Source organism: Massilia sp. MS-15 (assembly GCF_020176695.1).
GTDB classification, from domain to species: Bacteria; Pseudomonadota; Gammaproteobacteria; order Burkholderiales; family Burkholderiaceae_D; genus Telluria; species Telluria hydrophila.
In genome coordinates, this window is the sequence record NZ_JAIWIA010000031.1 from 14799 (window position 1) to 40585 (window position 25787).

General features: G+C 66.5%; 24 protein-coding genes. 9 read left to right on the forward strand and 15 right to left on the reverse strand.

Annotation, left to right across the window (positions count from 1 at the left end; all coding sequences use genetic code 11):
- Positions 1–81 precede the first annotated feature (81 nt).
- From LCI23_RS13205 to LCI23_RS13215, 3 genes are all read right to left on the reverse strand, one after another.
- Complete coding sequence (locus LCI23_RS13205) at positions 82–957, reverse strand: PEP-CTERM sorting domain-containing protein (RefSeq protein WP_224946915.1); 876 nt, start codon at positions 955–957, stop codon at positions 82–84.
- Between the two features lie 205 nt (positions 958–1162).
- The gene (locus LCI23_RS13210) at positions 1163–5626 is read right to left on the reverse strand and encodes a translocation/assembly module TamB domain-containing protein (protein WP_224946916.1); all 4464 of its coding nucleotides are present in this window, start codon (positions 5624–5626) and stop codon (positions 1163–1165) included.
- Positions 5626–7482, reverse strand: coding sequence for an autotransporter assembly complex family protein (locus LCI23_RS13215; RefSeq protein ID WP_224946917.1), 1857 nt, complete (start codon positions 7480–7482; stop codon positions 5626–5628). Before LCI23_RS13215 ends, LCI23_RS13210 begins: the two co-directional genes overlap by 1 nt.
- 163 nt (positions 7483–7645) lie before the next feature.
- Here LCI23_RS13215 and queC point away from each other — a divergent pair, with 163 nt between their 5' ends.
- Positions 7646–8356 carry a 7-cyano-7-deazaguanine synthase QueC gene (gene queC / locus LCI23_RS13220; RefSeq protein WP_224946918.1) on the forward strand — a complete coding sequence of 237 codons (711 nt, stop codon included), beginning with the start codon at positions 7646–7648 and terminating at the stop codon, positions 8354–8356.
- A 5-nt stretch (positions 8357–8361) separates the two neighbouring features.
- Here the strand turns inward: queC and LCI23_RS13225 are convergent, their stop codons facing one another.
- Both LCI23_RS13225 and LCI23_RS13230 read right to left on the reverse strand, forming a co-directional pair.
- Positions 8362–9987 (reverse strand): PAS domain-containing methyl-accepting chemotaxis protein, encoded by a 1626-nt coding sequence (locus LCI23_RS13225; protein ID WP_224946919.1) that lies wholly within the window; start codon positions 9985–9987, stop codon positions 8362–8364.
- Positions 9988–10280: 293 nt separating this feature from the next.
- Complete coding sequence (locus LCI23_RS13230; RefSeq protein WP_224946920.1) at positions 10281–10661, reverse strand: hypothetical protein; 381 nt, start codon at positions 10659–10661, stop codon at positions 10281–10283.
- A gap of 269 nt (positions 10662–10930) precedes the next feature.
- Here LCI23_RS13230 and LCI23_RS13235 point away from each other — a divergent pair, with 269 nt between their 5' ends.
- The 3 genes from LCI23_RS13235 (at position 10931) to LCI23_RS13245 (ending at position 13868) form a co-directional block, all read left to right on the forward strand.
- Positions 10931–11161, forward strand: a complete 231-nt coding sequence (locus tag LCI23_RS13235) for a hypothetical protein (RefSeq protein ID WP_224946921.1) — start codon at positions 10931–10933, stop codon at positions 11159–11161.
- Between the two features lie 105 nt (positions 11162–11266).
- Positions 11267–11773, forward strand: a complete 507-nt coding sequence (locus LCI23_RS13240) for a hypothetical protein (RefSeq protein ID WP_224946922.1) — start codon at positions 11267–11269, stop codon at positions 11771–11773.
- A gap of 124 nt (positions 11774–11897) precedes the next feature.
- Entirely contained in the window at positions 11898–13868 is a 1971-nt protein-coding gene (locus LCI23_RS13245; protein ID WP_224946923.1) for a GAF domain-containing protein, read from the forward strand.
- Here LCI23_RS13245 and LCI23_RS13250 read toward each other — a convergent pair.
- Together LCI23_RS13250 and LCI23_RS13255 are read right to left on the reverse strand one after the other, a co-directional pair.
- Entirely contained in the window at positions 13846–15351 is a 1506-nt protein-coding gene (locus tag LCI23_RS13250) for a response regulator (protein ID WP_224946924.1), read from the reverse strand. The two genes, LCI23_RS13245 and LCI23_RS13250, sit on opposite strands and share 23 nt — an antisense overlap.
- A gap of 190 nt (positions 15352–15541) precedes the next feature.
- On the reverse strand, positions 15542–16282 hold the full coding sequence (locus tag LCI23_RS13255; RefSeq protein ID WP_224946925.1) for a DNA-formamidopyrimidine glycosylase family protein: 741 nt from the start codon (positions 16280–16282) through the stop codon (positions 15542–15544).
- A 160-nt stretch (positions 16283–16442) separates the two neighbouring features.
- Here LCI23_RS13255 and LCI23_RS13260 point away from each other — a divergent pair, with 160 nt between their 5' ends.
- Entirely contained in the window at positions 16443–16931 is a 489-nt protein-coding gene (locus LCI23_RS13260) for a DUF3016 domain-containing protein (RefSeq protein WP_224946926.1), read from the forward strand.
- 64 nt (positions 16932–16995) lie between these two features.
- Here LCI23_RS13260 and LCI23_RS13265 read toward each other — a convergent pair whose 3' ends face one another.
- The 3 genes from LCI23_RS13265 to LCI23_RS13275 are packed head-to-tail and all read right to left on the reverse strand — an operon-like array spanning position 16996 to position 19232.
- Positions 16996–18105 (reverse strand): hypothetical protein, encoded by a 1110-nt coding sequence (locus LCI23_RS13265; RefSeq protein ID WP_224946927.1) that lies wholly within the window; start codon positions 18103–18105, stop codon positions 16996–16998.
- 35 nt (positions 18106–18140) lie between these two features.
- Positions 18141–18626, reverse strand: coding sequence for a hypothetical protein (locus LCI23_RS13270; RefSeq protein WP_224946928.1), 486 nt, complete (start codon positions 18624–18626; stop codon positions 18141–18143).
- 12 nt (positions 18627–18638) lie between these two features.
- Positions 18639–19232, reverse strand: a complete 594-nt coding sequence (locus LCI23_RS13275) for an RNA polymerase sigma factor (protein ID WP_224946929.1) — start codon at positions 19230–19232, stop codon at positions 18639–18641.
- Positions 19233–19369: 137 nt separating this feature from the next.
- Between LCI23_RS13275 and LCI23_RS13280 the strand changes: the two genes are divergently transcribed.
- Positions 19370–19765: a hypothetical protein gene (locus LCI23_RS13280; RefSeq protein ID WP_224946930.1), complete on the forward strand. Its 396-nt coding sequence runs from the start codon at positions 19370–19372 to the stop codon at positions 19763–19765.
- Between the two features lie 7 nt (positions 19766–19772).
- On the opposite strand, the gene LCI23_RS13285 is transcribed toward LCI23_RS13280, so the two are convergent.
- On the reverse strand, positions 19773–20216 hold the full coding sequence (locus tag LCI23_RS13285) for a thioesterase family protein (protein WP_224946931.1): 444 nt from the start codon (positions 20214–20216) through the stop codon (positions 19773–19775).
- A gap of 20 nt (positions 20217–20236) precedes the next feature.
- The gene (locus LCI23_RS13290) at positions 20237–21700 is read right to left on the reverse strand and encodes a sorbosone dehydrogenase family protein (RefSeq protein WP_224946932.1); all 1464 of its coding nucleotides are present in this window, start codon (positions 21698–21700) and stop codon (positions 20237–20239) included.
- A 265-nt stretch (positions 21701–21965) separates the two neighbouring features.
- Between LCI23_RS13290 and LCI23_RS13295 the strand changes: the two genes are divergently transcribed.
- Positions 21966–22124 carry a hypothetical protein gene (locus LCI23_RS13295; RefSeq protein WP_224946933.1) on the forward strand — a complete coding sequence of 53 codons (159 nt, stop codon included), beginning with the start codon at positions 21966–21968 and terminating at the stop codon, positions 22122–22124.
- A gap of 1 nt (position 22125) precedes the next feature.
- On the forward strand, positions 22126–22623 hold the full coding sequence (locus LCI23_RS13300) for a metal-dependent hydrolase (protein WP_224946934.1): 498 nt from the start codon (positions 22126–22128) through the stop codon (positions 22621–22623).
- A 31-nt stretch (positions 22624–22654) separates the two neighbouring features.
- Here the strand turns inward: LCI23_RS13300 and LCI23_RS13305 are convergent, their stop codons facing one another.
- From LCI23_RS13305 to LCI23_RS13315, 3 genes are read right to left on the reverse strand one after another with little or no spacing between them, the layout of a single operon-like run.
- Positions 22655–22963, reverse strand: coding sequence for a hypothetical protein (locus tag LCI23_RS13305; RefSeq protein ID WP_224946935.1), 309 nt, complete (start codon positions 22961–22963; stop codon positions 22655–22657).
- Positions 22960–23778, reverse strand: a complete 819-nt coding sequence (locus LCI23_RS13310; RefSeq protein ID WP_224946936.1) for a hypothetical protein — start codon at positions 23776–23778, stop codon at positions 22960–22962. Before LCI23_RS13310 ends, LCI23_RS13305 begins: the two co-directional genes overlap by 4 nt.
- Positions 23779–23782: 4 nt before the next feature.
- Positions 23783–24322, reverse strand: coding sequence for a DUF882 domain-containing protein (locus LCI23_RS13315; protein ID WP_224946937.1), 540 nt, complete (start codon positions 24320–24322; stop codon positions 23783–23785).
- A gap of 135 nt (positions 24323–24457) precedes the next feature.
- On the opposite strand from LCI23_RS13315, the gene LCI23_RS13320 reads away from it, so the two are divergent.
- The gene (locus LCI23_RS13320) at positions 24458–25624 is read left to right on the forward strand and encodes a PQQ-dependent sugar dehydrogenase (RefSeq protein ID WP_224946938.1); all 1167 of its coding nucleotides are present in this window, start codon (positions 24458–24460) and stop codon (positions 25622–25624) included.
- The last annotated feature ends 163 nt before the right edge of the window (positions 25625–25787 follow it).

Genomic DNA, 25787 nt, shown 5'->3' on the forward strand with positions numbered 1-25787 from the left:
GTTTCCCGACACGCCTGGCGCGGGCAAAAAAAAACTGCATGGCGCTCAGCCATGCAGTTTTTTGGAAGAAGCGTGCAGCGCTCAGGCGCGGCGGCGGCGCAGGGCGCCCAGGCCGGCCAGGCCCAGGCCCAGCAGCGCCAGCGAACCCGGTTCCGGTGCTTCGCCAGCGACCTTGCCCATGACGTCGCCCGAGACGTCAACCGTCCAGCCCGCGCCCCTCGATGCACCGGTCTGGCCGTAGGTGACTTTCATGAACAGGTCGTGTGCGCCGCCGTTCGGATCGCGCTGCGCATTGGTGTCGAACAGGTCTTTCCACAGGCCGCCGGTCACATCCAGGTAGGCTTGCGCGCTGCCCGAGATCGAGTTGTTGGCGAAGGACGACAGGTAGGTGTAATCCGAATAGCCACCCAGCACGCCGCTACCGAAATTGGCCGACAAGGCCAGCTCGCCACCGATGTTGGTGACGCCCTTGTAGCCTTCGGCGCCCATGCGGCCGCCCGGACCGTAGGAGGCGTTGTAGTTCTGGTTGTTCAGGTACATGTTCAGCCAGCCACCGGTGCCCAGCGCCAGGGTGCTCGGCGACATGATGCCGTCGACTTCGACGTAGGTATCCTGGATGCCGCCGAACATGCCGGTCAGGTATTCGCCGTTCTGGCCGGCGGTATAGATCAGGCTGCCGTTCGAGACGCGCGAGATGCTCTGCACCGAGAAGATGCCCCAGGTATCTTCGCCACCGACGGCCTTCGGTGCCTTCTTGATCTTGGAAACACTGTTGCACGTTGCGACGGTCGTGCATTTCACGCCAGCGGTGTTGCCATAATTAACGGTGCTGGCGTTGTAGGAGTTGATGGTGATCTTCAGATCGCCGGCGACCAGGACCAGTGCGCTCGCAGGCGCGGACAGGCCGAGGGCCAGGGCACATCCAGCAGCAGCAGCGAAAATTTTACGAGTGTTCATAGGCTTCTTTCTAAGTTAGACACCGAACCAGTTATTGGCGTCAGTATAAGCAGGAACTGTGCCAGTCTTTTCCTCGTGGAATTTTCTTGTTTTGAAACAAGCACTTACAAAAAGGAAAGAATGCTGCCCGATGTAAATTCTTTCTTCCGCGAAAAACATGTAAATTTTTTCGACATCTGATCGTCCCTGGCACTTCCCCGCACTGTTAGTCGAAGGCCCAGGAATACAGAACGTCGAGGGCCGTATTGGTCCCGGTCTGGAACTGCAGGGTGATCTTCGGGCTCCATTTGTAGCGCAGCCGCACCAGGCTCGAGGCCGTGGTCGCGCCCTGCTCGAAGCTGAGGTAGGCGCGCGAGGAAATCCGCTTGCCCACCGTGACCACCGTGCTTTCCAGGCCGGACGCGGTGCCGTTGGCCTGTTTCAGCCCCAGTTCATCCACGCCGAGCGAGCTCGCCAGCTTCTGGGTGATGCCGCCGCTGCCGCCCTTGCCGCCGAGCAAGGCAGCGGCGGCGGCGGCGAGCACGTCCTTTTCACTGCCGCTGGTGCCTTCCATGCCGTGGCCGAGCACCAGCCAGGACAGTTTCTCGCTGTCCGGCACGTTCGGGGTCGACACCAGCCGCGCCTGTGGCGCCTGGGCCGTGCCGCGCACCTGTACGCCGGCTTCCACATTGGTCTCTGATAGTTGTTCCCCTTCCGGCCGGCGGCGCACGGCCAGCACGTCGAGCGCCGGATTGTCATAGGCGCCGCTGAAGGTGATCACGGCGCGCTCGATCTCCAGCTTCTGGCCATAGGCCGCGTAGTTGCCCTCGACCGCGCGGATGCTGCCGTTCAGGCGTGGCGCGCCGGCGCCGACCTTGCGCATGCGCACGTTGCCGGCCAGGGTGGCATCGATGCCCAGGCCGCGCAGGCGGAACTCGTCGCCCAGGTCGGCGCGCAAGTCGATCGTCAGCGGCAGTTCTTCCTTCTTGTTCGAGGGCTGCGGCCGGGCACCGCCCTGGCCGAGCACGATGACGTCGTCGGACATGGTGGGCCGGCCCTGCGGCGCGAACTCGATCAGGGCGCGGTCGGCGCGCACCTTGCCTTCGAGGGCGAAGCGCTCGGCATTGCGCACCAGCGAGGCCGTGCCGCTCAGGACCACGGTGCGGTCCGGACGCGATAATGCTTCCAGCTTGTCCAGGCTCAGGCGCAGGTCGGCGGCGGCCAGGCCGCTGGAAAAGCGCAGCGAACCTTCGGCCGAGGCGCTGCCCTGGCGGCCCTGGAAGCGCAGGCGCTGCAGCTGCAGCTGGTCACCCGCCAGGCTGGCGCGCAGCTCGCCGTTCTGCAGGCGTACGCCCTGCTCGGGCCAGCGCACCGCCAGCCGGTCACCCTGCACGCTGCCGTCCAGGCGCGGCGTGCCGATGGTGCCGCTGCCGCTGAGGGCCAGGCGCAGGGCGCCATCCAGTTCCAGGCCGGACTGCCCGGCGAAAGCGGCGAGCCAGGCGATCGAGGCCATGTCGGCGTTCGCCGTCATGCGCAGCGGGCTGTCGGGGTCCAGGCGGCCCCGCAAGAGCTGGGCGGTGCCGTCCACGCTGGCGCTGCCGGTGCGGGCGCCGTCCAGGTTGACGCGCACGCGCAGGGCGCCGCCGACCACGTCGGCGCGCGCATCGAAGGTGCGCAGGCCGAGCGGCACCGGCGTGTCGCTGCCGGCGATCACATCGCCCTTTTCGCGGAATACGTGGAGCATGCCGTCCAGTGCCGGCGCCGCGCCGGCGGCGGCGGGCGCGCGCAGGTCGAGCGCCCACTGCGCGCCCAGCGTCAGGTCGCCACGCGCGTTGTCGCGCAGCGTGGGCGAGAACTGGGCCAGGTAAGTCAGCGGCACGTTGTCCGCATGGCCGCGGCTGGCCCAGCGCGGGCCGTTCTTGACCAGGGAGTCGATCGTGACGCTGCCGGCCGGCAGCTTGATCACCGCGCCCTTGAAGGCAATCGTTTCCGGCGAAGCCAGCCCCATCACGCCGCTCCCCTTGGGCCCGGCGATGCGCAGCGGCACCGGCGCCTGCAGCACCATCGCGTAGCGGCCGCGGTTCTGCAAGGCGGCCAGGGTACCGCTCCAGGTCTCGCCATTCCAGCCGCCGCGCACTTCCAGGTTGGCGTCGAAGGCGTCGCCGGTGGCGGCCGCGCGCAGCGTGTGGGCGCCGCGCGTGCCTTCGGTCTTCAGGCTGGCGGAGGCGACCCGGGTTTCCTTGCCGGGTTCGCCGCCCACGTAGTCGGTGACCTGGATGTCGCTGGCCAGCGCGTCGCGCGCGCCGCGCCCCGCACCCAGGCTGGCGCTGGCGCGCAGCGCGCGGATGCTGTGGGTGCCGAGCAGGCGCAGGTTCCGGCCTTCCAGCGCGGCGCTCAGGGACGGCGCGTCCATCGTGCCGGACAGCGTTCCCTGGCCGCGCAGCACGCCGCCGAAGTCAGGGCCGAGTGCGCCCAGCTGGGGCGCGTCGATGCGCCAGCCCAGCTGGTCGCCGCCCGCGCCGAAGCTGCCCTTGGCGGCGACCACGTTGGCGCCGACGTGCAGGTCGACGTCGGCGTTCGAGATGTGGCGGCGGTCGGCGCTGATCCTGGCATGGCCCCACAGCGGGGAGTTCGACAGCGTCGAATCCTGCACCCGCAGGTCGAGCGCGCCGCGCCAGTCGGCACCGCTGCGGCCGCTGGCGGTGAAATTGCCATTGACGGAACCGGCCAGCGGCGAACCGAAGGCGGCCGGGTTGAAGCGCGCCATCGCGCCACTTAGCTTCGCTTCCACGAAGCGCGCGCCTGCGCCGCCGGCGAGCCAGGCTTCGCCGCTGGCGCGCAGGCTGCCGTTGGCGTTCCTGCGCTGGGCCGCCACCCAGCCCAGGCCGTTCGCTTCGAGCTCGAAACTGGTGCGGGGGGCGCTCATGCTGCCGGTGGCGACGCCGCTGGCCGTGAGCGCGCCATACAGGTCGCCGCGCAGCGCCGACAGCTGGCGTCCGTCGATGCGCCAGCGCAGGCGGTCGCCGGCGCCGCCGAAGGCGCCGTTCACGGCCACCGTGTTCTGGCCCAGGGCCAGGTCGGCATCGATGCCGCTGATGCGTTTTGCGTCCGCATGCAACTTGCCCTGTCCCGACAGCGCCTGGTTCAGCAGCCGGCTGCCGCGCAGCGCGAAGTCGGCATCCAGGCGCCAGGCTGGCGCGAGCGCGCCGGCCGCGTTGATGCCGGCGTTGATGTCGGCCTGCGGGAAGTCGCCGAAATCGGCCGGGTTGAAGCGGCTGGCGCTGGCGCTGGCCTTGAAGGCCTTGTCGTCCAGCAGGCGCATGCTGCCGGTGAGGTCGATCCGGCTGCCGCCGCGCGCCAGGCGCGCTTCGCGCAGCGTGACGACATTGTCGGCCAGCGTCGCCAGCGCCGTCAGGCGCAGGGCCTGGTCGGCCAGGTTGGCCTGCAGGGTCTGGGTGGTGCCCGCATTGGTCACCTGGATATCGCCGCGGATAGCGGTCGGCTTCATGCTGGCATGGATGCCCTTCAAGTCGAAGCGGTCGGTATGCAGCGTGAAGCGCGCGGTGCCGAGCCCTTCCTGGTCTTCCTCGCGCCGCAGGCCGCCGGTGCCGGTGAAGCGGCCGGCGGCGCCGAAATCGAGCAGCACCTCGGAGACCTGCAGGGCGCTCAGGTTGCCGCCGAGCTGGCCGCGCAGGCTGCGCAGCGGCAGGCGCTGCTGGTCGAGCGTGCCTTCCGGGCCGCTGTTCGTGATATCGACCCGGCCGCTGATGTTGCGGTTCGCATCGAGCTTGCCGTTGACGGCGAAGTCCAGGTCGGCGGTCGGCAGGGAGGGATTGAAGAAGCCCGGGTCGACATTGCGGCCGGTGATGCGCATCTCGCGCAGCGGGATGTCGGCGTAGGGCGACAGCACGAACCGGGCCTCGCCCACGGCGCGTCCGGCCTGGCCGCTGGCCTCGACCAGGGTCGTTTCCAGGTCGCCGCCCGCTTTCAGGCGCAGCTGGGCGGCGCGCGAAGTTACCCCACCTTCGGCCTTGGCCTGCGACTGGGTCAGGCTGGCGCTGGCGTCGATCTTGAACGGACGCTGGGCGCCGATGCTGCCGTTGGCGGCCACGTCACCCCAGGGCGTGGCGGCGGCGGCGTCACGCACCGTCCAGCGCGTCTTGTCGCCGTGCAGGCGCAGGCGGATGTTGTCGATGCGCGTCTCTGCGCCCTTGCTGACGAACACCGCCTGGGCCAGGCGCGCATCGTCGACCGAGACCGGGAAAGGCGGCGCCAGCGAGGCCGGCATCGGCGAGCGTTCGTCGGTTTCCTTCAGGGTCTCGACGCGCAGGTTCGCCGCCTTCAGCTGGTTGACCAGGATGCCGCGCGAGACGATCTGCGAGGGCGACCAGCGCAGGTCGACCTTGTTCGCGACCACCAGCTGCTCGTCGGTGCGCCAGACGATGCGGTCGATGTGCATGGTGCCGTACAGCGAGCCGGTGACGCCGGTGAGGGTGAGCTTGCCGCCGGTGGAGGCGGCGACGCGCTGCGCGATCATCTGCAGCGTGGTCTCGCGCCCGAGGTACCAGAGCGCGCCGCCGACGACGACGCCGGTGGCGACCAGGCCGATGGCAACGCGGCGCGGCCAGCGCCGCGGGCGCTGCGCAGGCGCCTTGCCAGCCGGCGCCGTGGAAGGATCGTGAGTGTCCATCAGAAGGTGAATCCCAGGGAGAAGTGCAGGCGCGCTTTCTTGACCGCGTGGCCATAGGCCAGGTCGACGTTGATCGGGCCGACCGGGCTGCGCCAGCGTGCGCCGACGCCGAAGCCCGATTTCGGCTTCAGGTCGCCGACCTTGTCGGCGGCATTGCCGGCATCGTAGAACACGGCCACGCCCCAGGGCGGGCGGAAGTAGTACTGGTACTCGGCGCTGGCGGTGAGCAGGTACTTGCCGCCGACGATGGCGCCGTTCTCGCGCACGCCCAGCTCGCGGTAGCCGTAGCCGCGTACCGACTGGTCGCCGCCGGCGCGGAACAGGAAGGTGGACGGCACGCCCAGCTTTTCCTTGGCCGCCACGGCGCCGAACTCGCCGCGCAGCACCAGGGTGCCGGCATCGCCCATCGGCCTGAACATCTGGGCGCGCGTGTACAGGCGCAGGAATTTCTCGTCGGTCAGGATCGGCAGCAGGGCGCCGCCCAGCTGGCCCTGCAGCACGTAGCCGTTGGTCGGCTGGATCAGGCTGTCGAGCTTGCGCCGCGTGATGCTGTAGGTGAGCGGCAGGCTGCGCGTGGTGGTGGCTTCCTGCGGCGGCACCTCGCGCTTCTCGACCAGGGCTTCGAGCGTCAGGCTGCGCTCGAGCAGCGGGGTGCCCCACTGGCGCCGCGCGGCGACCGTGGCCAGGGTGGTGATCTCGCCGCGCACGTCGTTGCGCTCGACGCCGGCGCCGACGCTGTCGTTGTAACCCTTCGGCGTGGTCGGCCAGAAGAAGTCGACGCGCGCGGTCTGGCGCTTCTGCTCGTAGATCAGGTCGCTCTTCATGCGCTTGCCGAACACGTTCAGGTCGTCGTAGCTGGCCTGGGCGCGGCCTCCGGTGTCGGTCGAGAAGCCGAGGCCGACCTCGACGTTCTTGCGCTTGTTCTCGGTCACGCGCACCAGCACCGGCAGCACGGTCGGACCAGGCGCCGCGCCGGGGTCGGGGGTGGCCGGATTGCCGTCCGGGTCGTCGTCGCCATCCTTCAGGTCCTCGATCTCGGCGGCCAGCACGGCGCGCATGTCGGCGCTCACTTCGACGCCGCTGAAATAGCCGGTGTCCTGCAGGCGCGACTGCAGGGCCTGCAGCGCGGCCTCGCTGTATTCGTCGCCCGGCTTGATCTTGTTGAGGTTGGTGATCACTTCGCGCGGATAGCGCTTCAGGCCGCGGATGCGCAGTTCGCCGAAGCGCATCTCGGGACCGCTGTCGATGACCACGCGCAGCAGGGCGCGCCGTTCGTCCGGATCGACGGTGGCGCTGGTCTCGACCAGGCGCGCGCGCGGGAAGCGGGTCTGCGCCACCTCGCGCAGCAGTTCGCGCTTGGCCGCTTCCCAGTCGGCCTGGCGGAAGCGCGCGCCCACCGGCAGCTGCCAGCGCTGGCGCAGGGCGGCGCCGTCGAACGGCGCGCTGCCCTGGTCGAAGGGCACGAAACCCTGCAGCACCAGGTCCACCTCGCCCACCACGGTGGGTTCGCCCGGGTCGACAATGACGCGCGCCACCGGCCGTGCACCACTGGTGTCGAGCCCGGCCGAAATGCGCGGCGAATAATAGCCTTCGGTGGCGATGAAGGTCTTGGCCTGGGCCGGGGCTTCCTTCACCAGGCGTTGCAGCTGATCCAGGTCGACGCGCGGGTTGCCGCGCCAGCGCATCAGGTCGAGGTTTTCCTCGAGCATGTTCTCGAGCTGGCGCGGGGCGTCGATGCGGACCTGGTAATCGATACCCTGGGCATGTAGCGCCGTGGCGAACACCAGCGCGCCGAAACCGGCCAGCAGGCGGGGAAGGGGACGCAGGCGGCAGGAAATCGATCTCGCTAGAAACATGGCGCTCCGATAAAAAAGTTCATGGCAATCTTAGCGGATTGGCAAAAACGTTGCCGGACGCTAGCCCTGCCGTGCAGGCGGCGGGGTACGCGCGGGGCCCGCTTTTATGCCAGAATGCGCGGTTTATCACGGCGCCCGGCGCCTCATTTCACGGATTTCGACCATGCACACGAATGACACCGCGCTCGTCCTGTTCAGCGGCGGCCAGGATTCCACCACCTGCCTCGCCTGGGCGCTGCAGCGCTATGCGCGCGTGGAAACCATCGGCTTCGACTATGGCCAGCGGCACGCCATCGAACTCGCGGTGCGCCCGACACTGCTGGCGAAGATGCGCGCACTCGATCCCGGCTGGGATGCGCGCCTGGGCGAAGACCACATGATCGACCTGTCCCTGATCAGCAAGATCTCGGACACCGCCCTGACCAGCAACGTGGCCATCGCGATGCAGGAAAACGGCTTGCCGAACACCTTTGTGCCGGGCCGCAACCTGCTGTTCATGACGGTGGCGGCCACCGTCGCCTACCGGCGCGGCCTGAACGTGCTGGTGGGCGGCATGTGCGAGACCGATTTCTCCGGCTACCCGGACTGCCGCGACGACAGCATGAAGGCGCTGCAGGTGGCACTGAACCTGGGCATGGCCACCCGCCTGAAGCTCGAAACGCCGCTGATGTGGATCGACAAGGCCCAGACCTGGCAGCTGGCGCACGACTGTGGCGGCGACGCGCTGGTGGACCTGATCCGCTTCGATACCCATACCTGCTACCTGGGCGAGCGGGGCGCGGCCCATCCCTGGGGGCATGGCTGCGGCACCTGCCCGGCCTGCGCGCTGCGCGCGCGCGGCTACGAGCAGTACCTCGCAGACCCGGCCGGCTGAACCGGTCAGGCGGGTTGGGCGGGCCGTGGCAGGCGCGGTGCCTGTCGGGCAGGCAATTCACTTGCACTGGATGCCGCGGGCGCGCTCACCAGCTTGAACAGGGTGACGAGCGAGGCCAGGTGTTCGGCCTGGTCACGCAGCTCGAACGTCGCTCCGGCGGCATGCTCGATCACGCGCGCGTTTTTCTGGGTGTCGCTGTCCATTGCGCTGACGGCCGCCGAGACCTGCGCCAGGCCGATGCTCTGCTCGCGGCTGGCGGTCGCGATTTCTTCCATCAGCGCCGTAGCCCTTTCGACACTTGCGACGATCCGGCCCATGGTCTGCCCCGCATGGTCCGCCAGCAGGGTGCCCGTTTCGATGCGCTCGGCGGCATTCGTGATCAGGCCGCTGATTTCCTTGGCGGCGATGGCTGAGCGTTGCGCCAGCGCGCGCACTTCCGAGGCCACGACGGCGAAGCCGCGTCCCTGTTCGCCGGCACGTGCCGCTTCCACCGCTGCATTGAGCGCCAGGATGTTGGTCTGGAACGCGATGTCATCGATCATGGCGATGATGTCGACGATACGTCGCGAGCTTTCGCGGATCGCGCCCATCGTATCGACAACCTCCATCACATCCCGTCCGCCATCGACAGCGGTTTTCCTGGCAAGGGCGATGAGGTCGCGGGCGTCATGGGCGCGGTCCGCATTCTGCTGGACGGTGCTGGCCAGTTCTTCCATCGACGAGGCGGTTTCCTCCAGCGTGCCGGCCTGGCTTTCGCTGCGTTGCGCCAGGTCCGCCGTACCCTTGGCAAGGGCGCCGGATTCTCCGCGCACCACCTCGGTGCTTTCCTTGATCTGTCCGACCAGCAGCTTGACGTTGGTTTGCAGCACGCGTAGCGCCTGCAGTATCTGCGACAGCTCGTTGGAGCCGCTGGCGCGGATATGTCCGGTCAGGTCGCCGGCGCTCATCGTTTCGATGTCTTGCCTGGCGCGCGCCAGGGGCGCGACCAGCGTCTTCTGCATCAGGAAGCAATAGACAGCCAGGCCCGCGAGTCCGCAGGCTGCAAGGAGGTTGCGTAACCAGGCGCTCTGCGCGACCGATGGCAGGATCAGGACGAGGAAGAGAAGCGACAGCACACCGGTGCAGGCGTAGATCGTCGATTTGTAGGTCATCGCTTGCCAGGGCGCCGCTTTCGCAAGAAGGCCTTGGCGAATGACGGCGCCTTCGCGCAGGGCCAGTTTCCGGTCGCCCGCGGCGATGCGCCGGTAGGCCGCTTCGGCGTTGGCGATCTGCTCGCGGGTTGGCTTCACCCGCACCGATGTGTATCCGGTGATCTGCCCGTTTTCGATCAGGGGCGCCGCATTCGCCTCGACCCAGTAATGGTCCCCGTTCTTGCAACGGTTCTTCACCAGTCCGGTCCATGCTTTGCCTGATCTGATCGTTTGCCAGAAATCCTGGAAGGCCTCGGCTGGCATATCAGGGTGGCGGACGATATTTTGTGGAGCACCCAACAACTCTTCCTGGGAAAAACCGCTGATACGGACGAAATCGCTATTCACATAGGTAATATTTCCGTGTAAGTCAGTCTTCGAGACCACTGCTTCACGCTCTTGCAGGACATATTCCTTGCCAGTTACATACCTGTTTTTCACTAAGGGCCACTCATCAAATGTAAATTGTTAAATTAACACCCATAATAATTAAGTGTTTTTAATGCAATGTTATTATTGACGAATGGATGCTGGATAATCAAACATTTCGATCTTTGTTACCGTTTAGCAACAGATTGCTGAGTGGCGTGTGGAGCAGGACTGCATTACCGAGCGCCGGACGCGCCGCAGTGCCTGCAAACGTTCCCGGTGCACGCCGCAGCACGGCGCCAATGAAAAAACGGCCGGGCAAGCCCGGCCGAAGGAGGAAGCGGGAGGGACGGCAGCTGAGTCGTTCAGGCAGAGACGGCCGGCGCAGCCAGGCGCGCCTTGCGGCTGCGGGCGACCAGGAACCAGATGATCGCCACCGGCACCAGCAGCGGCAGCAGCAGGGGCGAGATCGCCAGCGCCAGGGCGGCGGCGGCCACGCACAGGGCGCCGAGTAAAATCACGCCCACGCCGGCGAACACCACCGCCAGTACGATCGCCACTACCAGCATCACCACGGCGGCGATCAGCATGCCGCCTCCCGCGAAGATCATGCCCAGGAAGGCGCCCAGCGGCCCGCCGACTTCCTCGCCGTCGATGTTGAGCGTCATGAAGTCGGCATCGGTGGCGATACCCCACAGCAGCAAGGCGAACAGGAACAGGATGATGTAGGGAGCAAATTTTTTCATGGCGGGCCTCGTCGGTTGGTCTGGTGAAGGTCGCGTTTCATCGCGGTATGGTGCTACTGTAGGCGCACGCTTTCACAGCGGCCATGGCTTTGCGACAGGATGCAATTTTTGCGCGCCGGGACGCGTGCAGACACGATAAATGGCAAGCCGAGCTGTGCCTGGCAGGCCCTGCGCAATGCATCCACGGGGCAAGAACAGTGGTCGGTTTGGCCTTGTAATGCCTATCTCCTTTCCTATACTGACAGCCTGCTCCGTCACAGGGGGAAGCCATGCACGCAGTCATTCAGAAAAGGGGGGACCAGCTGGCCGTTCGTCATGCAGGCGTGGCCAACAGCGGTCCCAAGGGCCCGCCATCGGCGCCGCCCACGATTCCGCCGATCATCATCAATCCCTTCAACCAGGAAACGCCGCCGCCGGCGGTGGATCCGCGTCCGATCCCGGTCGGTCCGCCGTTGCGTCCGCCGCGCGGCCCGGACTGGCGCTGCCCGCGCTACGCCTGAGTAGCATCAAGCTGTTCCAGGCAGCGCCAGGCCAACCCGAATCGCGCTTCTTCGGGGCGCCGGTTTCCTCTATGATCTGTGCTTTGAAGCACGAGGAAACCGCACATGAACGACAGCATCGAACACGAAGGCGAGGACAGGGACGACAGCGCGCCGGTCCAGGAAGCCCGCCTGTGGCAGGCCAATGGCTGGACCGCGCGCGTGATCAAGAACGAGGACGACGAAGGCTGGGCCGTCGCGATGTACAAGGACGGCGAGCCGGAGCCGGCGCTGGTCGGGCCCTGGACCATGGGCCGCGACAAGAAAAACCCGAAACCGCTCGACGTCAACGCCTTCAATACCCTGGTCAAGACCGCCTCCGAGGTCATCCGTCGCCACGAACAGCACCTGCACGCCATCCTGCACAAGGAAACCACGGTTGCCACCGAGGATGGCGAACTCACGGTGACGCTCGACATCGTGCCGGACGACGACGATCCCTACGCCATCCTGGCCGCCACCGACATGATGGGCGAGCAGCTTGCCAAGGTGCGGGTGCCTGCCGGTTTCAAGCTGACCGCGGCCTCGGCCGAAGCCTGGATCGCCAACGGTTTCCGCGCGCCGCGCGGATAAGGCGCAAAGCCGGCACGCCGAAAAGCCACAATCCGCCGATTTTGCGCGAAGAGGCTTCGGCTGGCGGTCCCGAACTGCTAATATTTCCCATGTGCATTATTCAGTAATTCATATTGGGGAATCAATGGACCGTCTCGCCAGACTGGAAGCCGTCCAGTCGATCCTGCTCGACATCGGGGAGCTGTCGACCAGCTGCAGCGACATTACCGAATTCATCGGCGCGGTACACCGTGCGCTGGGCCGCATCATGTATGCGGCCAATTTCTATGTGGCGCTGTGCGACCGCGAGGAAGGCACGCTCTGGTTCCCGTACTTCGTCGACGAGGTGGATGTCGAGGTGCCGGTGGCCGGCCACCGGGTGGCCCTGGCCGCGCCGCAGCAGTCGCCGACCTCGTGGGTGGTGGTGAACAAGCGCCGCCTGATGATCACCGCCGGCGACTTCGAGGCGCGCGAGCGCGAAGGCATGCAGTGGGGACACGGCGCGACCGCCGAGCACTGGATGGGGGCGCCGCTGCTCGACCGCCACCAGCAGGCCCTGGGCGCGATGGTCATCCAGAGCTATACGAAAGGCGTGACCTACAGCGAGGAGGACCAGGCGCTGTTCTCGCAGATCGCCAACCACGTGTCGAACGCGCTGCAGGGCCTGCAAAGCATGGACCGGCTCGAGCGCGCGGTGCAGGAGCGCACCGCCGCGCTGGCGATCGAGGTGGCCGAGCGGCGCCGCGCGGAGCAGGTGCAGCATGCGCTGTACCAGATCGCCAGCCTGTCGGCCCAGGCGCTCGATACCGAGGTGCTGACCACCAACCTGCACCGCATCATCGGCGAACTGATGGTGGCGAAGAACTTCCTGATCGGTCTGTATCACCCGGACACCCAGGAAATCAGCATCCCGTATTTCGTCGACGAGAAGGACGCCGAGGCGCCGCTCAGGCGTTTCCCGCTCGGGAAGGGGATGTGCTCGTATGTCCTGAGCAGCAAGCACGCCCAACTGCACGACGCCACCAGCTTCAGCCACCTGGTCGCCAACGGCCTGGTGCGCGAGCCGCTCGGCAATACCGGCATTGCCAGCTGGATGGGCGCGCCGATGCTGGTGCACGACCAGCCCTATGGGGTGCTGGTGGTGCAGAGCTACGATCCCTCGGTGGTCTACACCAAGGTGGAGCTCGACCTGCTGGCCTTCATGGCCAGCCACGTGGCGGTGGCGCTGGCGCGCATGCAGGCCGACCGCAGGATCCGCAAGACCAAGGAAGCGCTGGAAGCACAGAATGCGGCCCTGAACGAGGCCCTGCACAAGCTGCAGGAAGCGCAGTCGGAACTGGTGCGCCAGGAAAAACTCGCGTCCCTGGGCGGACTGGTGGCCGGGGTGGCCCACGAGATCAACACCCCGCTGGGGATCTGCGTGACCGCCACCAGCCACCTGGTGCAGGAACTCAAGCTCACGCGCGAGGAACTGGCGGCCGGCGAGATGACCGAGGACAGCCTGCAATCCTTCTTCGACATCGTCGACCAGTCGCTGCGCATCATGACCACCAATACCCAGCGCGCGGCAAGCCTGGTGCGCAGCTTCAAGCAGGTGGCGGTGGACCGCGCTTCGGGCGACATCCGCCACTTCAACCTGTACGCCTACCTGCACGAAGTGCTGCTGTCACTGCAGCCGAAGTTCAAGGGACGCAAGGTGAAGGTGGAGGTCGACTGTCCATCCGACCTGGTGCTGGACAGCTCGCCGGGCGCGGTGTCGCAGATCCTGACCAACATGGTCATGAACTCGCTGCTGCACGGCTTCGAGCACGGGCAGGCCGGCACGATCGTGGTGCGTGCGCGGCTCGAAGGCGAGCAGGTCGTGTTCGACTATGCCGACGACGGGGTGGGGATGGACCAGGAGACCCTGGGCAAGCTGTTCGATCCCTTCTTCACCACCAAGCGCGGCACGGGTGGCAGCGGCCTGGGGGCGCACATCCTGCACAACCTGGTGACGGGGGCGCTGGACGGCACGGTGAAGGCGGACAGCGCGCCGGGCGAGGGGCTGCGCTACCAGCTGCGCTTTCCGCGCTCATTGAAGAAGCAGGGGCGGATCAGTCAGGCCAGCGCGCATTGATCTCGAGCGCCTTGTCCATGTTCTTGATGAGCAGGTCCACGTAATAGGGATCGAGGTGGTGGCCGGCCACCTCGCGCAGGTGTTCGGTCACCTTCGCTGCCGGCCAGGCGTCCTTGTAGCAGCGCTTGTGGCTGAGGGCGTCGAACACGTCGGCCACCGCCACGATGCGCGCGTAGGGATGGATGGCGTCGCCGCGCAGGCCCTGCGGATAGCCGCTGCCGTCGAACTTCTCGTGGTGCTGGTGGGCGATCACGGCCGCCGCCTTCAGGATCGGACGCTGCGAACCGTCCAGGATCTGCAGGCCCACGGTCGGGTGCTGCTTCATGATTTCCCACTCGTCCTCGGTCAGCTTGCCCGGCTTGAGCAGCACCGAGTCCGGGGTCGCGATCTTGCCCACGTCGTGCATCGGCGCCGCGTGCATCAGGGTCGCGGTCTCGTCTTCCGGCATGCCGGAAGCCTGGGCCAGCAGGTGGCAGACCTGGGCCATGCGGCGCACGTGGTTGCCCGCTTCGTTCGAGCGCGATTCGACCACATCGCCCAGGCGCAGGATCAGCTCGGCCTGGGTATCCGTGATTTCCTGGTTCAGCAGGATGTTGTCGAAGGCGATCGCCACGCCGGAGCAGAACACTTCGAGCAGCTGGGAATCGATCTCGATGATTTCCTCGACGCCCTTGAGCACCAGGAGCGAGGCCTTGCCGCTGCTGTTCGGGAAGTAGCCGACATAGGTATCGCCGTGCAGGCGCGCGATGCGGTTATGGCGTGCGTCATCCAGCTGGGCCACCAGTTCCGGTCCGATCTCGTGGCCTTCCATGTCGCCGATCTGGGCCAGCACTTCGTACTGGCTTTCACCCGTGATCACGCTGGCGCCCTTCAGGCGCAGCAGCATGCTCTGCTCCAGGCGCAGCAGCGCCACCACCTGCTGTAGCAGGCCGTTGGCGAAGTCCTTCAGGTTACGCTGCTGGAAGATGTGGGTCGAGGCCGCGATCACCCGCTCCAGGCCTTCGCGGTAGGTCTGCTGGGCGCGGCGCGCCTCTTCGACCTTCATGATATCGCGGTAGGCGCGCAGGGCGGCGAAGGTGGTGGTGAACAGCTTGGTGCGGTCGAGCTCGGTCTTTTCCTTGTAGTCGTTGATGTCGTAGTCGACGATCACGCGCTCTTCCGGCGCCTGGCCCGGCTGGCCGGTGCGCAGCACGATGCGGGTGAACTGGTTGTCCAGGTCCTGGCGCATCCAGCGCGCCACTTCCAGCCCGCTGTCCTCGCGTTCCATCACCACGTCCAGGAACACCAGCGCGATGTCCTTTTCGCGCGCCAGTATGGCCTTGGCTTCCTCGCCACTGTAGGCATGCACGAAGCTGATTGCGCGGCCGTCGAGGCGGAAGCGGGACAGGGTCAGCTTGGTGATGTCATGGATGTCCGGCTCGTCGTCGACCAGCAGGACTTTCCATGGAGCCAGCTTGGGGGCCGCGTTGGAGAGGAAGGACATAGGCTTACCGTTAACTTGGGTTGATTAATCGCAAAGTAAAGCGGCAAGAATCGTGTAAAAGGTAGCCGCAAGTCAAAACGATTGTAGTACGGCCACTAGCCCTTAACAACAGGCAACAATAAAAGTGTTGGTTAACGAGATGCCTTGGCCCAAAGCCATGCCAAATGCTTAAAAAACCGCGGACAAGCGCTCAGGCGTAGCGCTTCTGGCAGCGTTCGCAGTAGAAGCTGCGCCGCTTGGTCTTGCCCAGGTTCTGCTTGACGAAAGGGATGTGGCAGCGCGGACAGGTGCGCTTGGCGTGCGCCAGCCAGTGCTGCTTCAACACGTAGGCGCGCTTCCAGGCCAGGAAGTCGAACGAATACTGGCGCGCTTCATCGACCAGCTGGCGCAGCTTGGGTGCGGGCAGGGCGCCCATCGTCGATAGCGGATGAACGCGGATGCGAAACAGCACCTCGTTCTTGATGATGTTGCCGACTCCGGAAAAGATGTCCTGGTCGAGCAGGGCGTCGCAGGCCAGCAGGTCGGGCTGGGCGCGCAGCTTCTTTCTCGCCCTCTTCGGATCCCAGGCCTCGGACATGACATCGGCGCTGAAGTCGTAGGCGGCGTAGGTGGCGCGGTCGATTTCCCTGACCTGGCAGGCGTACAGGTTGAGTACGTCGCCGCCGGCCGTCTCGATGGACAGGCGCGGCGTCTTGCCTTCGCGCCCTTCGTTGATCCGGTAGGTGCCGAACAGCAGGAAATGCACGCGCACCACCATGGCCTGCGTGTCGATCAGGAGGTGCTTGCCCCAGGTATGGATCGCGCCGATGCGCTGGCCCACCAGGCGCGCCGGATCGATCGCACGCACGTTGCCGCTGGCGTGCGCGATTTCCTGGCCCGCGAAACCGGCGAGCAGTTCCTTCAATATGTAGAGCGATGGTCCTTCCGGCACGATGCAGCCTCCTTGCCGCCATTGTCGGCTCGGCCGCAACGGGCCGGTGTGCGGGGCCTAACATTTGGATACAAAACTTCGACAAAGGGGTGCTGGAAAGCCCAGTTAAAGGGCGTATATTCGGAACATGCAGCAATCCGACAGAGTGAAAGGGAAAGCGATGAAATCGGTGATTGGCAAAGTGGCCCTCGCAGGCCTGCTCGCGCTGGGTGCCGGCGCCGCCTCGGCGGGCGTGACCGTCAATTATGTGGATTCCGACAAGTTTGCGGACCTGCCGTTCGCGCCCTGGGAGCGCAAGGAAGTACTGGACGACCTGGCCGCCTATTTCGCCCAACTGGGCAAGTCGCTGCCCGCCGGGCAGGACCTGGTCATCGAGGTGACCGACATCGACCTGGCCGGCCGCGAATACCCGAATTCGCGCGGCGCGCACGACCTGCGGGTGCTCAAGGGCGGGGCAGACTGGCCGATCATCGAGCTGCGCTATACCCTCAGCGCCAACGGCCAGGTCCTCAGCAGCGGCAACGCCAAGCTGACCGACATGAACTACCTGAACCGCATCAACCGCGTGTCCGACGGCGACCGCCTGCGCTACGAGAAGCGCATGGTCGAGGACTGGTTCAACAAGACCATCCTGCAGAAGCGGTCTTGAGGCGCCCTGGCGCGAGCATGAAGCACACCGGCGCCCGATGCGCCGGTTTTTCTTGTCCCCAGCGTCAATCCTTCCTGCCGGCCCTGGCCCGTGCCTTCTCGTGCGCTTCCCTGGCCAGCATACCCGGATCCTTCACCGTATAGTCGGACGGCACGGTGAACAGGGCGGCGGCCGGTTCCTCGCGCTTCAGGCTCTCGGCGCGGAAAACGTAGTCGCCGCTGCGCGGGTCGCTGCGCTTCTGGTACAGCACCGCCTGCAGTTCGGGCGACGTCCAGGTCTCGGTGCTGACCACGATCGGCTGGCGGTTGCCGATCTCGCCGGCCGGGATCGTGTAGCTGCGCTGGATGCCGGTCGCCTTCACGCCCTGGAACTCGCGGGTGCCGAGCTCCTTCGTTTCCGCCTTCATGGCCCATTTGTGGTCGCCCATCGCGCCGGCCAGCATCGGCGCCATCCGCGCCGCGGCCTGGGCCGCGCCGACCTGGGCGATGCGGATCTGTACATCTCGCTGCTGGCCCGGGCCAGCCGGGCGCTCGACCTGCTTGATGATCACACGCTCGCCGTCGGGCAGCTTGCCCTCGCGCCGCAGTTCCTCGACTCGCGCGCGTGCATGCTCGGCCGCGACCCTGGCCTGGACGCCGGCGACGCGCGCTTCGGCGGCCGCGGCGCGCGCGTCGATGGCGGCGGCGCGGGCCGCTTCGCGCGCGGCGGCCACCGTGCCTTGCGGCGCCGAGACCTTGATCGCGCTCTTGTCGCGCGGACGCAGGATGTAGCGCGCGCCTTCCACCGGGTCGTGGATGGTGATGGTGATGACCTCGCCGGCGTCGTTGCGCACCTCGGTGCGGGTACGGCCTGCGCTGTCGCGGTAGCTCAGCGAGCTGGTCTTGCGGACGATCTGGTTGCCGTCGCCCAGGGTCTGGATGCGTTCCGACACCATCTCGGCGCTGTAGGGCGCATTCTTGACCATCCGGGCGCCGGCCATGTGCACCATGGTGGCGCCACTGCCGGTCGCGTCCACGAAGTGCATCCCTTCGCGCAGCTCCAGGTGCCGGTCGCCACCACTGCGGGTGACGATGCGGTGCTCCATGCGCGGATCGTCTTCCGCACCCATGTCGTCGGCCATGGCCGGGGCGAAGGCGCAGGCCAGCAGTGCTGCAATCAGGATCTTCTTGGTCATCTTCACTTCCTCTCGCGGTGGGTTGATGGTGTTGATTAGTTGGCAGAACTGAGCCGCACGGCCAGCGGGTGGCCGTCGGCGGCGACAAGCATTTCGGCGCGCACGGTGTCGGCCGCGTTCTCGGGGCTGAGCGGCACGCCGAGCGGCGCCAGCGCGGTGCGTGGCACCTCCGCCTCGACCAGCTGCGCATCCGGTTCGGCGGCGATGCGCTCGAGCGAATCGAGGGCGACAAAGGCGGCGCCGCCATCGAAGCCGACCAGGGGCTGGCCACTGACGCTGACCGCCTGGTGCGGCGACCGGGCCAGCAGCAGCACCACCACCGTCAGCGAGCACAGGGCGCCGGCAGTGCCCCATTGCGGCAGGCTCAGGGCCTGGAACCAGCGCCGCTTCGGCTTGAACTGCTGCTGGAAGGCCTGCATCAGTTCCTTTTCCACGCAGCGCGGAGCGTCGATGCCGGCCAGTTCGGCGCGCAGCGCGGCGAAGCAGGGGGCGAGTTGTTCGTGGGTGTCTTGGGTGTCCATTCATGTACTCCATCAATGCGCCAGGCACGGCAGGGGGGCGTGCGCCTTCAGGCGCTTCGCCAGGGCCGCCCTGCCGCGCGACAGGCGCGAGCGGACGGTGCCGATGTCGAGCTGGCAGACGGCGGCGATCTCCTGGTACGACAGCTCATGCAGTTCAAACAGGATGACCACGTCGCGGTAGTGCGGCGGCAACAGGCCCAGTGCCTGGCGAACCGCCTCCGCCGCCTCATTGCCCAGCAGGCGGGCCAGGGGTTCGGCGCCCTCGGCGGCCGCATCCAGGTCCAGCTCGCCGTCCTCGTCCGGTTCCGGCAGCGCCACCTGGCACTGGCGCGGCGCTTCCAGCTTCAGGATCAGCTTGCGCGCCACGCCGACCAGGAAATGCTGCAACTGTCCGCGTAGAGGGTCGAAGGCGAAGCGCCCGGTCAGCAAGCCCATGAAGGCGTCCTGCACCACATCCGCAGCCATCTCCGGCGCCCCGCAGCGCATCAGGGCGTAGCGGTACAGCGGCCCCTGGTGGCGCCGGTACAAGGCGGTGAAGGCATCGGCGCGGCCGGCATGCGTCTGGCGCAGCAGTTCATGGTCGGCGGTGTCAATGGCGGCGGTCATGGTCGTGGTGGTCGTGTTTTACCTGTATTCCACCGGAACCGCCGAAAAGTTCCAACTATTTTTGGAAGGGAAAGAAAACCGCGCGGAGCGCGACAAAACTGCTATCGTATTTGCACCGCATTCCCACATGGAGCAGCATGAAACCGATCGCTCTCGCTGTCGCTGTCGGCATGGTCACGATGTCCGTGCAGGCGCAGGCCTGCCCGGAACTCGATGTGCTGGCCCGGCGCATTGGCATCACCTTCGCCGGGTTTACCAGCCCGATCCCGTTGGCGGCAGGGCCGGACGGATCAGGCACGGGACGCATGCTGCAGCTGCGCCTTCCCGCGCCGACCTTCGTCAGCGACGGGTTCCGGCACAAGGTGCTGTTCAATACCGCGAGCCGCAAGCTGTGGATCCTGCGCACCGGCGGCCTTGCCGGCGTGCGCGAGTGGTATGGCCCGGTCGATGCGGGCGAGGACAAGCTGGAGAATTGCCAGGACCAGCCGGAACCCGAGCGGGAACGGGCGCTTGAACTGGAAGTGCGGTCCTGAGGGCGTGTCAGTCGATCCAGTTCACGCGGTCGAACTTGCCGCGGAAGTCCTCCGGCATCATTACGACCTGGTTGGTCTTGTAGTTGTAGAAGACGAAGCCGGACTTGGCCATGGCAACCAGCTTGCGGTCGAGCGGGCGGGAAATGCGGAAGATGATGTCGCCGCCGTACTTATTAAAATCCATGACGCCCACTTCGAACAGCAACTGGTCGCGCGCATGCGCTTCGGCGCGGTAGGTGGTGGCCAGGTCGGTGACGATGATGCCGGTGCCGTCGCGCTCGGTCTCGGCCACGCCGAACTCGAACAGGAAGCGCGCGCGCGCCTCGGAAATCATCGAGATCATCGAATCATTGCCGAGGTGGTTGGCGGCGTTGATGTCGGTGACGCGGACCGACATCGGGGTGGAATAGTAGAACTGGTCTTCGGGGAAGTTAAGTTGTAAGCGTGCCATTTCTCTATTTTAAGCTAAGCTCAGGGCGTGGTCGACCGGACGATTTTATAGGCAATGCCGCGCGCGCTCAGCACATACAGCTCGCCCTGCCCATCCTGGCCGAAGGAGAGCACGTTGCCGATGCTGCCGACGTTCCACTCGCGCTGTTCGCCAACGCCCGTGCCCGAGGCAAGGAAGCTTTTCAGGAAGCCGCGGCAGTAATCCGAATAGAAATAGCGTCCCTGCAGGCCGGGAATCGCGCTGCCGCGGTAGACGAAGCCGCCGGTGATCGAGCAGCCGTTCACATCATTGCTGCCATGCTCGTACTCGAAGGCGGGCAGGGTCAGGCCGCTGCGCTCGCAGCTGCTCGCGTTGTAGCACAGCGTGCCTTCCATCGTGTTCCAGCCATAGTTCAGTCCGCCTGCCATGGCGGCGCTGATGTTGACTTCCTCGCGCCGGTCCTGGCCGACGTCGCTCAGGTAGAGCTGGGCGCCGTCGAAGGAGAAGCGCCAGGGGTTGCGCAAGCCCGCGGCCCAGATCTCGGGGCGGCGTCCGGCCTGGCCCGCATACGGATTGCCGGCCGGGATGGCGTAGGGCTGGGTGGCGCTGGCTGCGCGCACGTCGATGCGCAGCAGCTTGCCCAGCAGGGAATTCAGGTTCTGGCCATTGCCGAAGGGGTCGCCTGCGCCGCCGCCGTCGCCGGTGCCAAGGTAGAGGTTGCCGTCCGGCCCGAAGGCGAGCTGGCCGCCGAAATGGTTGGTGTAGGTTGGGTGCGCAATGCGCAGGATCACCAGGTTCGAGGTCGGGTCGGCCAGGTTGGGATTGCTGCCGGCATTCAGGCGCTCGATGACGATGTTCTGCTGGGCATCGGTGTAGTAGAGGTAGAAGTAGCCGTTGCGCGCGTAATCCGGATCGAAGGCCATCGACAGCAGGCCGCCTTCGCCCGCGGTGAGCACGCGCGCGCTGATGTCGAGGAAGGGCGCGCTCAGGAGGTTGCCGTTCTCGACGATGCGGATGCGTCCTGGCCGCTCCACCACGAACAGCCGGCTGTCCCCTGGCGGCGCGGTGAGGTAGGTGGGGTTGTCGAGGTTGGCCGCGACCTGGCTCAGCGCGATGTTCACTGCCGCGCCGCCGTAGGCGACGCTGGCGCTGGCGGTGGCACCGGCCACGACCACGACGCTTTGCGTGGCGGGCGTTGGGGTATAGGTGATGCCGCCCGCGGTGACGGGCGCCGCCGCCACGTTGTAGCTGCCGGGGACGAGGCCCGCCAGGGTCTGCGAGCCGCCCAGGTCCTGCTGGAAGCCGGCTGGCCCGCTGACCCGCACCGAGGCGTTGACGCCGGCGGGCAGGCCGCTGGCGACCAGTGCCAGCGAACCGGTCGTGGCGGCGGGCGGCTGGGTGGGCGCACCCGGCGTACCGGGATTGCCGCCGCCTCCGCCGCAGGCCGCCAGGCCAAGGATGGCGAACACCAGCAAGAGCAAGGGATAGCGCTTCCACCTACGCATGACAGCCTCCGGGATTCCACCAGTTCGCCAGCACATCGGTCCCGGCATTGTGCAGCGAATCCGCGCGCCGCGCCACGGGATTCGCCAGCCGTGCGCGGCCCGGGAAGCACAGGCTTACGCCGCATGCATGAAAGCGGCATTGCGCTTGCCGCGGGCGCAAGCGGGGCCCTACACTGCACCCGGTGCAGGTCGGCAGCAGCCCGGGTCCGCTGCCGGGTTCGCACCGGAACCATTGCCAGCAATGTCCTTCGATAGAAAGTGTGCCATGTCCTTCAGCGCTGAACTCGATGGCAGCAAAGTCCTTCCCGCAGTGACCTTTTTGGCGCATTTCGCCATTTCGAAGGCGCGTTCCGCCGAAGTCTTCGAGCTGAAGGAACATGTGCACGCCTACCTGATGAAGGTGTTCGACCAGGTGTTCGCCTGACATGCCGTTCACACCATTTCACCTGGGCCCCGGAGCGCTTTGCAAGGCCGTCGGCGGCCGGCATTTCAGTTTCATGGTATTTGGTGGCGCGCAGGTGCTGATGGATATCGAGCCGCTGATCGGCTTGCTGCGACAGCAGCCCATCCTGCACGGCCATACCCACACGCTGGCAGGCGCGCTGTTGATCGGCATCGCCGCGGCACTGCTGGGGCGTCCAGCCAGCGAATGGGTGTTGCGCCTGCTGTCCATCGACCATGCCCGCCTGCGCTGGCGGGCAGCGGTCGCGGGGGCCTTCATCGGGACCTATTCGCACGTCATGCTCGATGCGCTCATGCATGCCGACATGCGGCCATGGTGGCCGCTGGCGGAAGGAAACGCCTTGCTCGGGGCGATTCCGCTCGGCGCGCTGCACCTTCTGTGCCTGGGCTGTGGCGTGCTTGGCGCCGCCGGCCTTGCCCTGCGGTCCCGGCGGCAGGCACGCAGCAGGCTTGATGCCTGAAACGGTCGGCGCGGTGGAGCGCCGGTGGCGTTCAGGGCGGGCCGGGCGCGCGGGTGCGGGTCTTGGCCACCGTGCCGGCGGGATCGATGAGGACGACGAATTCCGCGAAGCGCCCGCCGCCCGCGGGTGACTGGTACAGCCAGGCCTCGTAGCCGCTGTCGAAGACGACCGATTTCGTCGGTCCGAACGCGGCCAGCAACTGGGCCTTGGTGGTGCTGCCGGGGATGATGGCATGCTGCAGGCGCTCGGCGGACACCTGGACGCCGGGCGGCGCCGGCGTGCCGGCGCAGGCCCCCAGCGCCAGCGCTGCAACCAGGGCCGCGAGGCGTGTGCGCGTCATGGCCTGTCCTCCATGTATTCGAATTCGACCAGGGTGTCGTCGGGCCAGGACCTGTCCCAGATCGGCGCATAGAAGGTGCGGTCGAGCATGACCTGGCAATCGCAGTACTGCAGGTCGGCCTTGCTCTGCTCGCCGCCCGCGTACAGCATCTTGAACGGCAGGGTCTCGACACGCGCATCGGGACCGCTCCCGGCGCGCAGGCGCACCGAGAACAGGGGACGCTCGGCAAAGAACAGGTAGTTCCCGTCCGGGCTGTTGCAGATCTGTTCGGGCGTGGTCAAGGCGTTCGCGATCCAGCCGAACAGCGGGGAACTGTTGGACACCAGGCCGGCCTCGACCCCGACCAGGCACTCCAGGCGCATGTCCCCCAGACGCCGCGTGCCGGGGGGCAGGCCGGGGGTGACGATCAGGGCGCGCCAGGTCATCGAGGTGGTTTTGCGGTTGGCCAGCACGGCGGCGTCTTCGCGCAGCGCCTGGGCGTGGCGGGGCAGCACGAAACTGTTGTCCGGCGCCACCTCGACCGGCACACTGACAGTGTTGCCGGCCACGCGCAAGGTGATGCCGTGCATGTTCACGTTCGGCAGGCGCGGCAGGAGCTGGAAGCGCAGCGGCGCCTGCGGGGCCAGGGCACGCTCGCGTTCGAAGCGTTCCATGCCCTTGATCATTTTTCTGTAGGATTTGTCTACTGGGTCACGGGTCGATTGCACCGTGACGGTGGCGGGCTGCCCGGCGGCCTGCGCCAGGACGGGGACGGGGCCGGCGAGTCCATACAGGATCGCCAGGCCGGGGATGACGCGGAACCGGAGCCGCGCCATGGCATCACCAATAACGGACGCGGCCGGTATCCATGTGGACGAACTGCGAATCCGCATAGTAGCCGACACCGCCGCCCTTGAGCGACATGGCCGCCCGGTGCAGCATCTTGAGGTCCTTGCCCGGCAGGCGGATGTCGATCGCCTTGGCGTCCATGTGCAGGCTGCGCTTGGCCACGCCACCGCTGGCGGCATGCAGCTTGGCGTTCGACTCGGGCGAACGGTAGCCGGAAATGATGTGCAGCTCGTGCTGGTTATCCAGCTTGTCGTTGAGCTGGGTGAGCAGCAGCAGGAGCGCAGGGTCGATCTGCGCCACCTTGTTGTTACGGTGGTCGCGCAAGACCTTGTTGATGTCCTTCATCGCGTCCGGGATGAACTCGCCCTCGGCCCAGAATACGCTGCGCAGCTTCTCGCCCGTATGCGTGTTATACAGACGCAGGCTGCGCTCGCCGGGAGCGGCTTGTGCCGTTTTGGCAAGTGCTGGAAGGCTGAGGGTCGGTGCTGCAAGGATGAGGGAGGACTTCAGGAATGCTCGGCGTTGCATCATCGGATGGAATCCTTATGGCTGGTTCGCTCAAATGTGAATTCTACGCCTCTTGTGTTAAACGTGCAGAGAAAATGCAGCAAAATGCGGTAAACAGGCCACTTTGTTAATCATTCGACCAATCCAGGGAGATATTTCATGCTAAGAAGTCAACGAATTGCCGGGTTCCTTGCCAGCCTGTCCACGCTGGTCTGCGCCGGCGTACTGGCGCAGGGCGTCGCCCCGGTGGCCGAACCGCCGGCGGCCAGCGGCTGGAAGCTGGAAACCGTTGCCGACGGCCTGCCCCAGCCCTGGGGCATGGCCTGGCTGGCCGATGGCCGCCTGCTGGTCACGGGGAAGAAGGGGACGCTGCACCTGGTCGATGGCAAGCGCGTCGAGAACATCGCGGTGGAAGGCCTGCCGGCCCTGTTCACGGAAGGCCAGGGCGGCCTGCTCGACATCGCCGTGCACCCGCGCGACAAAGGCCGGAATCCGCGCGTCTACATGACGATGGCGAGCGGCACGTCGGACGCGAACCGCACGGTGCTGGTGCAGGGCGTATTCGATGGCAAGCGCGTACACGGCATCAAGACCCTGTTCACGGCCTCGCCGTCGAAGAGCGGCGGCCAGCACTTCGGCTCGCGCATCGTGTTCCTGAAGGACGGCACCCTGTTGATGAGCATTGGCGATGGCGGCAATCCGCCCCAGCGCGTGGGCGACATGCTGGCGCGCGACCAGGCGCAGAATGTCGGGAGCCACAACGGCGCGATCCTGCGCCTGACCGACAGCGGCCGCCCGGCGCCGGGCAATCCGCTGGCCGGCCAGCAGGGCGCGCTGCCGGAACTGTGGAGCATCGGCCACCGCAACATCCAGGGCATCGCCGCCGATCCGCAAAGCGGGCGCGTCTGGGCCAGCGAACACGGGCCGCGCGGTGGCGACGAGATCAACGTGATCGAAGGCGGCAAGAACTACGGCTGGCCGCTGCAGAGCTACGGCCTGGACTACAAGACCCGCGAGCCGGTCGGCAGGCAGGTGGTACCGGGTATGGTGCAGCCGATCGTTGTCTGGACCCCATCGACCGGCGCATCGGGCCTGGCCTGGTACACCGGCCAGGCCTTCCCGGCATGGCGCGGCAGCCTGTTCTCGGGCGGCCTGGCCACCGAGGACATCCGCCGCGTCGCCTTCGATGCCCAGGGCAGGGTGGTGAAGCAGGAACGCCTTGCGATCGGCAAGCGGGTACGCGACGTGCGCCAGGGACCGGATGGCCAGCTGTATGCGCTGACCGATGAAGCGAAGGGCAGCCTGTTGCGGATCGTCCCCGATTGAGCGGCCGGCCAATGCGCCCTGCATGGATTCTTTGTATGTATGTAATTTATTCTTTGTTGCAATAACGAAAGCTGCCTAGAATGCAAGGATCGGCCCGCCAGCTCGCACTGGCGTGGCCGGTTTGCGGCATTTGCCGTTTTCCATCCTGACCAGGATGATCCTT

What these genes read in the sequence shown, in the direction of transcription:
- LCI23_RS13300 (WP_224946934.1), top strand. Translation starts at nt 22,126, where the DNA reads ATGCCGTTCACACCATTTCACCTGGGCCCCGGAGCGCTTTGCAAGGCC.
- LCI23_RS13275 (WP_224946929.1), bottom strand. Translation starts at nt 19,232, where the DNA reads ATGACCGCCGCCATTGACACCGCCGACCATGAACTGCTGCGCCAGACG.
- LCI23_RS13270 (WP_224946928.1), bottom strand. Translation starts at nt 18,626, where the DNA reads ATGGACACCCAAGACACCCACGAACAACTCGCCCCCTGCTTCGCCGCG.
- LCI23_RS13260 (WP_224946926.1), top strand. Translation starts at nt 16,443, where the DNA reads ATGAAATCGGTGATTGGCAAAGTGGCCCTCGCAGGCCTGCTCGCGCTG.
- LCI23_RS13265 (WP_224946927.1), bottom strand. Translation starts at nt 18,105, where the DNA reads ATGACCAAGAAGATCCTGATTGCAGCACTGCTGGCCTGCGCCTTCGCC.
- LCI23_RS13250 (WP_224946924.1), bottom strand. Translation starts at nt 15,351, where the DNA reads ATGTCCTTCCTCTCCAACGCGGCCCCCAAGCTGGCTCCATGGAAAGTC.
- LCI23_RS13240 (WP_224946922.1), top strand. Translation starts at nt 11,267, where the DNA reads ATGAACGACAGCATCGAACACGAAGGCGAGGACAGGGACGACAGCGCG.
- LCI23_RS13310 (WP_224946936.1), bottom strand. Translation starts at nt 23,778, where the DNA reads ATGGCGCGGCTCCGGTTCCGCGTCATCCCCGGCCTGGCGATCCTGTAT.
- LCI23_RS13215 (WP_224946917.1), bottom strand. Translation starts at nt 7,482, where the DNA reads ATGTTTCTAGCGAGATCGATTTCCTGCCGCCTGCGTCCCCTTCCCCGC.
- LCI23_RS13285 (WP_224946931.1), bottom strand. Translation starts at nt 20,216, where the DNA reads ATGGCACGCTTACAACTTAACTTCCCCGAAGACCAGTTCTACTATTCC.
- LCI23_RS13315 (WP_224946937.1), bottom strand. Translation starts at nt 24,322, where the DNA reads ATGATGCAACGCCGAGCATTCCTGAAGTCCTCCCTCATCCTTGCAGCA.
- LCI23_RS13230 (WP_224946920.1), bottom strand. Translation starts at nt 10,661, where the DNA reads ATGAAAAAATTTGCTCCCTACATCATCCTGTTCCTGTTCGCCTTGCTG.
- LCI23_RS13210 (WP_224946916.1), bottom strand. Translation starts at nt 5,626, where the DNA reads ATGGACACTCACGATCCTTCCACGGCGCCGGCTGGCAAGGCGCCTGCG.
- LCI23_RS13245 (WP_224946923.1), top strand. Translation starts at nt 11,898, where the DNA reads ATGGACCGTCTCGCCAGACTGGAAGCCGTCCAGTCGATCCTGCTCGAC.
- LCI23_RS13235 (WP_224946921.1), top strand. Translation starts at nt 10,931, where the DNA reads ATGCACGCAGTCATTCAGAAAAGGGGGGACCAGCTGGCCGTTCGTCAT.
- LCI23_RS13280 (WP_224946930.1), top strand. Translation starts at nt 19,370, where the DNA reads ATGAAACCGATCGCTCTCGCTGTCGCTGTCGGCATGGTCACGATGTCC.
- LCI23_RS13295 (WP_224946933.1), top strand. Translation starts at nt 21,966, where the DNA reads ATGTCCTTCAGCGCTGAACTCGATGGCAGCAAAGTCCTTCCCGCAGTG.
- LCI23_RS13305 (WP_224946935.1), bottom strand. Translation starts at nt 22,963, where the DNA reads ATGACGCGCACACGCCTCGCGGCCCTGGTTGCAGCGCTGGCGCTGGGG.
- LCI23_RS13320 (WP_224946938.1), top strand. Translation starts at nt 24,458, where the DNA reads ATGCTAAGAAGTCAACGAATTGCCGGGTTCCTTGCCAGCCTGTCCACG.
- queC (WP_224946918.1), top strand. Translation starts at nt 7,646, where the DNA reads ATGCACACGAATGACACCGCGCTCGTCCTGTTCAGCGGCGGCCAGGAT.
- LCI23_RS13205 (WP_224946915.1), bottom strand. Translation starts at nt 957, where the DNA reads ATGAACACTCGTAAAATTTTCGCTGCTGCTGCTGGATGTGCCCTGGCC.
- LCI23_RS13290 (WP_224946932.1), bottom strand. Translation starts at nt 21,700, where the DNA reads ATGCGTAGGTGGAAGCGCTATCCCTTGCTCTTGCTGGTGTTCGCCATC.